At 49.5% G+C, this 6,092-nt stretch carries 5 protein-coding genes; 1 reads left to right on the top strand and 4 read right to left on the bottom strand.

Features of this window, described 5'->3' with window-relative positions:
- Positions 1-181: 181 nt before the first annotated feature.
- On the bottom strand, positions 182-994 hold the full coding sequence (ccsA, locus tag HMPREF2675_RS03975) for a cytochrome C assembly family protein (RefSeq protein ID WP_070814135.1): 813 nt from the start codon (positions 992-994) through the stop codon (positions 182-184).
- 183 nt (positions 995-1,177) lie between these two features.
- Between ccsA and ffh the strand changes: the two genes are divergently transcribed.
- Positions 1,178-2,548, top strand: coding sequence for a signal recognition particle protein (ffh, locus tag HMPREF2675_RS03970; RefSeq protein WP_004520277.1), 1,371 nt, complete (start codon positions 1,178-1,180; stop codon positions 2,546-2,548).
- A gap of 102 nt (positions 2,549-2,650) precedes the next feature.
- Here ffh and HMPREF2675_RS03965 read toward each other — a convergent pair whose 3' ends face one another.
- The 3 genes from HMPREF2675_RS03965 to HMPREF2675_RS03955 form a co-directional block, all read right to left on the bottom strand.
- Positions 2,651-2,950 (bottom strand): hypothetical protein, encoded by a 300-nt coding sequence (locus HMPREF2675_RS03965; protein WP_003749429.1) that lies wholly within the window; start codon positions 2,948-2,950, stop codon positions 2,651-2,653.
- Between the two features lie 138 nt (positions 2,951-3,088).
- Positions 3,089-3,784, bottom strand: a complete 696-nt coding sequence (locus HMPREF2675_RS03960; RefSeq protein ID WP_070814134.1) for a thiol:disulfide interchange protein DsbA/DsbL — start codon at positions 3,782-3,784, stop codon at positions 3,089-3,091.
- A gap of 170 nt (positions 3,785-3,954) precedes the next feature.
- Positions 3,955-6,066, bottom strand: a complete 2,112-nt coding sequence (locus HMPREF2675_RS03955) for a TonB-dependent receptor (protein WP_070814133.1) — start codon at positions 6,064-6,066, stop codon at positions 3,955-3,957.
- Positions 6,067-6,092 lie beyond the last annotated feature (26 nt).

Here is a 6,092-nt window from a genome sequence, read left to right as displayed (position 1 = left end):
AACCAGTCAACACCTTTCGCAAAATTATTTTCGAAAATTTAATCACTCCCCTGTTTTAACAGGTTTTTTATTTTTCTAAAAACACTCAAATCTTCCCTATCCGCTTCCAATATCCAACCCGATTCAATACTAAGGCCGTCTGAAATTTTGATTTCAGACGGCCTTTTTGTATGATTTCTATTTATCCAATACGGTGCAGGATAATTTCTAAGACAAATTTACTGCCTATATAGGCAAAAATCAGACTGACAAATCCGACAATGGTCCAAACGGCGGCTTTTTTACCCCGCCATGCGGTCATGCTGTGTTTCAACAATAATGCTCCATAAATCAGCCACGACATAATACTGAAGACGGTTTTATGCGTGAAGGTCATGGGTTTGCCGAAAACGGCTTCGGCAAAAAACGTACCGCTGATAACGGAATAGGTCAATAAAATGAAACCTGCCCAAATACCTTGGAACATGAGTTTCTCCAAACTCAATAAAGGTGGCAAGAAGCTGACCAATGCGGAAAAACGGCGTTTGTGCAGATTGCGGTTGATTAAAAGGATTAGGATGGCAAATAAGGTAACGATGCCAAATAGTCCGTATGCAAGCAATGATGATGCAATGTGCGACAGCGGCAATAAGTCTACGATTTGACGACCTGTGAAATCTCCCGGAAAAAGGAAACCCAGCAATAAGGTCAATGCGGCACAGGGATACAATAAGAGTTGCACACCGCGCAGACAATAAAAGAAGCTGCCCAAACAGTACATCATCAGCATCAGCCAGACTATCAGGCTGAGCGAATAACCAAAACCGGTAATCAATACCCTATCCTGCAATACCGGGAACATCAATGCTGCGCCATGTACCAATAATGCGCCACTCAAAATCAGCAGCTCGGTTTTCAGCGGGTAAGATTTATTATTGTGCTTTTTATGTTGCAACCAGGAAAATGCGCCCAATCCGGCATACACCAGCATCAGGCAAATTAAGACAATCGGCATAAATATCTTTCTCAATAGATACTATGAACACTTGACGTACGGCCGGCAGGGTTTCAGACGGCCTTGGTGTGCGTGTTTGTGTTCTTGAAGCATAACTTCGGACTATCGTGTAAAATAATCCCAATTTTATTTTAACAAAGAATGCCCTGTATTGGGCAGCTATTCTCATTATCAAGGATAAGTATGTTAGACAACCTGACCAACCGCTTCAGCAAGGTACTTAAAAATATTCGCGGCCAATCAACGCTGACCGAAGACAATATTAAAGAAGCCTTGCGCGAGGTTCGTCTTGCTCTGCTGGAAGCCGACGTTGCATTGCCCGTCGTTAAAGAATTCGTCAACACAGTCAAAGAACAGGCCCTTGGTCAAGAAGTCGTCGGCAGCCTGACGCCTGACCAAGCCTTTATCGGCGTGGTTAACCAAGCCTTGATCGAACTGATGGGCAAGGAAAACAAAACGCTGGATTTATCGGTTTCACCGCCTGCCATCGTTTTGATGGCCGGTTTGCAGGGTGCCGGTAAGACAACAACCGTCGGCAAGCTCGCCCGCCTGCTGAAAAACGATCAGAAGAAAAAAGTCTTGGTGGTATCCGCCGACGTTTACCGCCCTGCCGCGATTGAACAGCTGCGTCTGTTGGCCGAACAGGTCGGCGTGGACTTTTTCCCATCCGATACCAACCAAAAACCGGTTGAGATTGCAACTGCCGCTGTTGATTACGCCAAAAAACATTTTTACGATGTATTGATGGTCGATACCGCCGGCCGCTTGGCAATCGATGAAGAGATGATGAACGAAATCAAAGCGCTTCATGCGGCGGTCAACCCGGTTGAAACTTTGTTCGTCATCGATGCCATGTTAGGTCAAGATGCAGTGAACACTGCTCAGGCATTTAATGAAGCCCTGCCGCTGACCGGTGTTGTATTGACCAAGATGGACGGCGACTCGCGCGGCGGTGCGGCATTGTCCGTACGCCATGTAACCGGCAAACCGATTAAATTTATCGGCGTCGGCGAAAAAATCAACGGCCTCGAACCTTTCCACCCCGACCGTCTTGCCAGCCGTATCCTCGGCATGGGCGACGTATTGACCCTGATTGAAGACGTTCAAAAAGGTATTGATGAAGAAGCCGCCGCCAAAATGGCGAAAAAGCTGCAAAAAGGCAAAGGCTTCGACCTCAACGACTTTAAAGAACAAATCCAGCAGATGCGCAATATGGGCGGCTTGGAAAACCTGATGTCAAAAATGCCGGGCGAACTGGGTCAAATATCGAAACAAATCCCCGAAGGCACAGCCGAAAAAGCGATGGGCAAAGTGGAAGCCATCATCAATTCGATGACCCCTAAAGAACGCGCCAACCCCGCCCTGCTCAAAGCCAGCCGCAAACGCCGTATTGCAATGGGTGCGGGTACGACCGTGCAGGAAGTGAACAAATTGCTCAAACAGTTTGAACAAATGCAACAAATGATGAAGATGTTCAGCGGCAACGGTTTGGGCAAACTGATGCGTTTGGCCAAAGGCATGAAGGGAATGAAAGGTATGTTCCCGGGTTTGTAAGCTAATTTGACAGAAAACGCCGTCTGAAAAGTTTCAGACGGCGTTTTTATTTTTACTCTAGCAAGAATTACTATTCACATATAACTATGAAATCTATTCCTTTTAAGGATTTTCATAGCGTACCGATGCCTCTTCCAACATTTCCCATTGGCCACCACTACCATGGTAGGTTTCGGCATCAAGCCTGAAAACGGCATTGCAGTGCGTACATTGAAAATAATGTACCACGAAATCGTTCCAACCATATATGTCACGATTACCCTGAGAATCAGTATGGGTAATGTAACCGCTATTGGCAATGGTTTTAGCAAAATCAAGGCTGGGACCATAAACTTTGCCGTAGGCTGGGGTAATGTCGATGAGCGTGCCGTCTGCTAAACGATCAGAGGCTCGCAGTAACATTTGCGATAATTCTTTCGGAACCCTGATACGAACAGTAGATCGCAGGTCAGAACAGTAATCACACATGGCTTAGATCTTTCAGTAAAGTAAAGGAAAAAAGATAAGAGACGCGAGACCTTTACTCATTCAGCCTTTAAATTATTGCGGCTTTTTCTGCTCTTCGCGTACTTTATCCACCAACTGGTCAATCGTAGTCATGCCGGACTGCCAGTCTTTAAATTCGACTTGGTATTTGCCGCCGACGATCACGGTCGGTGTGCCGCTGATTTGGAATTTATTGGTCAATTCTTCCATTTGAGCCGCACGTGCTTGGCTTTCGGGCGCTTCAAATGCAGCCAATACTTTTTTGCCGTCAAACGCGGTTTGCTCGGACAACCATTTTTTCAGGGTATCGGTATCGGCTAAGTTGATTTTCTGGTTAACCATCGCATCGAAAATATGGCTGTTGGCTTTATCTGATTCACCGGCCATTTCCACTGCGGCCGCCAAACGTGCCAAAGGTTTCATTTCATCACCCCAAACGACATGCTCCCGGCGCATATAGGTATCGTCTTTAAACGTTTTGATGTGTTCGCTCAAAACCGGCTCCAAATGGGCACAATGCGGGCAGAAGTAGCCGAAGAATTCCAATACTTCGATTTTGCCGGCCTGCTGTTGCGGAATCGGATTGGATAAGACGGTGTAATTGACACCTTCGGTCAATGCGGCAGGGGCTGCCGGAGCGGATGCACTGCTTTGGGTGCTGTCTGCCGGAACACTGGTTTCCGCCTGTTTGCCGCAAGCGGCCAATGCCAACAGGGTCAATGAAGTCAAGGCTAAGGTTTTCAGTTTCATAGGTATCTCTTTACATTCAAATCAATGGGCGGATTTTATGGCATTTTGTTGGAGGTGTGTTCGATTTGAGTGAAAAAATGTGTTTAGTTTTATTTCAACCTTTATAAAAGGCCGTCTGAAATATGGCTTAGATCATAGCCTTATTTTCAGACGGCCTTTGCCTGATTTCATCAGAAACGGTAATTTACCCGGGCAGTATAGCCGCGCGGATTACCCGGCATGGCGTCCGAACGCCAATATTTTTGATTGAGCAGATTGGCTGCGGCAAAGGTAACGTTGACGTTTTTATGGTTCCAGCCGAGCATGGCATCAACTCGGGCAAAGCCGGGAAGCGTGGTCACTTCTTTGTTTCTTGAGTCGTAGCCGTAGCGTTTGCCCGTACCGGTTACGCCGATTTCGCTGTAGAGGTTTTCGGTCGGCGTGTAACGGAAGAACAGGTTGCCGGTAACGTTGCTGGTGTTGTCCAAATGGATGCCCCCGCGGTCGGGATTTTCCTTGTCTTCAACCACTTTTGCCTGCATCACGCCCAACGAGCCGCGCAGGTAGAGTTTTTTGGGGATGATTTGTCCGATGGCGGACAACTCCACGCCGCGCGAACGGTGTTTGCCGCCAACGGCCCAAGTGTAGGGATCATTTTGCGCGTCGGGACGGTAGCGGATATTGAAGCGTTCGATTTGGTAGGCGGACAATGTGGTGCTGAGGCGGTCGTCCAGCCAACTGCTTTTCACGCCGGTTTCGTATTGGCGGGTGTACTCGGGGTCGGCGTTGAACACGGCGGAAGACGAAGTGTCGATGCTCAAATAGCCGCTGCGTCCGCCATAAGGTGCGAAGCCTTTGTTATATGAGGCGTAGAGCGTGTGGGCAGGCGTTACGTTCCACACTGCGCCGATGTTGGGGCTGAACGAGTGGCCGCTGTATTGGCGGCTGCTGCCGGTGAGTTTGTTTTCGGAATTAAAGGTGTACTTATCGTAACGGCCGCCGAGGACGAATTTCAAATCGGGCGTGGCGGAGAAGATGTTTTGCACGAAAATACCGTAGGAGTCGGCTTTGTGGCGGTTTTGGGTGAGGACGGGCTGCAACCTACCCGAAGCCGGCCAGCTTGCGCGGTCGTATGGATCGATGGAGGCGGAAAAGGCGCGGCTGTAACCCAATGTCGGGTTGCGGTGTTCGCGGCTGTAGTCCATGCCTACGGTCAGGTGGTTTTCAAAACGGCCGATGTTGTAGTCGCCGTTGAGCGTGAAGTTGGACGACAGGGTTTTGTTGTCGGTCTGCTGCCAAGCGTAGTTACGCTTGATTAGGCTGCCGTTTTCGCTGCCTGCATAGAAATGGTCGAAATCCTGCGCCGCCGTGCGGTGGGCAAGCTGCCATTGGGCGCGCCATTTGCCATTGAAGGCGTATTCGAGATCGGAACGCCAAACTTGCAGCTTGTCTTTCACAAAATCGTTCGGGTGGGCAAAACCCATGCGGTAAGGCAGTCCGAAGCGGTCGTACACGGACTTGGTCGGGCTGCGGTCGGGCGTGCGCTCCACATTGTCGTAGGTGTATTGTCCCGTCCATTTCAAGCCGTTGTCGAGTTTGACGGTAATGCTGGGCGAAACCATGACGTTTTTGCTGTCTATGCCGCTGCGGAACGAATTGGCGCGCCCGACTTCACCAGTGAGGCGGATGGCGACGTTTTTGTTCAGCACTTCGTTAATGTCCATATTCAGGCTGCGGTTTGCCCACGAGCCGTAAACCGCACCGATGTTGCGGCTTTGTTTGAAGTTGGCGTATTTGCTGACCATGTTGATGACGCCGCCGCCGTTGGTGCGCCCGTAAAGCACGGAAGACGGGCCTTTCAGGATTTCCACGCGCTCGATGTTGGCAGTGCTGCGGCGCACCTGCCCGCTTTCGCGCACGCCGTCGCGGTAAATATCGGATGCGTCGGCTTGAAAACCGCGCAGGAAAATGCTTTCGCCGCGCATATCGTAGGCAGCGTCAATACCGGCGTTGCCTTCGAGGATGGAACTCAAATCGTTCGTGCCGTAGTTTTTGTTTTTCTGGATGTTGAGCGTATCGACGGTTTGCGGCGTTTCTTTGATGAGCTGTCCGTTGCGGGTAACGGCGGCTTCGTCGTAGTTGATGTAGCCTTTGAGTACGCTGGTGTCGGACTGCCCAACCACGGAAACAGTGGGCAGGGTGGCGGTGTAATGTTCGCCATTATCCTGCGTATCGGCGGCGGCAACAGGGAAGGAAGCGATAATCAGCGTGGGTAATAAAGCTAAATGAAATGGTATTTGCATTTTTATACTCAATTTAACGAAACAAC

Origin of the sequence: Neisseria sp. HMSC061H08 (assembly GCF_001836795.1) — a bacterium.
Lineage (GTDB): Bacteria > Pseudomonadota > Gammaproteobacteria > Burkholderiales > Neisseriaceae > Neisseria > Neisseria subflava_A.
This window is presented reverse-complemented; position numbering and strand designations above follow the sequence as displayed.

Excerpts from the sequence above, each read along its gene's own strand:
- HMPREF2675_RS03960 (WP_070814134.1), bottom strand. The coding sequence starts at position 3,784 with ATGAAACTGAAAACCTTAGCCTTGACTTCATTGACCCTGTTGGCATTG.
- HMPREF2675_RS03965 (WP_003749429.1), bottom strand. The coding sequence starts at position 2,950 with ATGTTACTGCGAGCCTCTGATCGTTTAGCAGACGGCACGCTCATCGAC.
- HMPREF2675_RS03955 (WP_070814133.1), bottom strand. The coding sequence starts at position 6,066 with ATGCAAATACCATTTCATTTAGCTTTATTACCCACGCTGATTATCGCT.
- ffh (WP_004520277.1), top strand. The coding sequence starts at position 1,178 with ATGTTAGACAACCTGACCAACCGCTTCAGCAAGGTACTTAAAAATATT.
- ccsA (WP_070814135.1), bottom strand. The coding sequence starts at position 994 with ATGCCGATTGTCTTAATTTGCCTGATGCTGGTGTATGCCGGATTGGGC.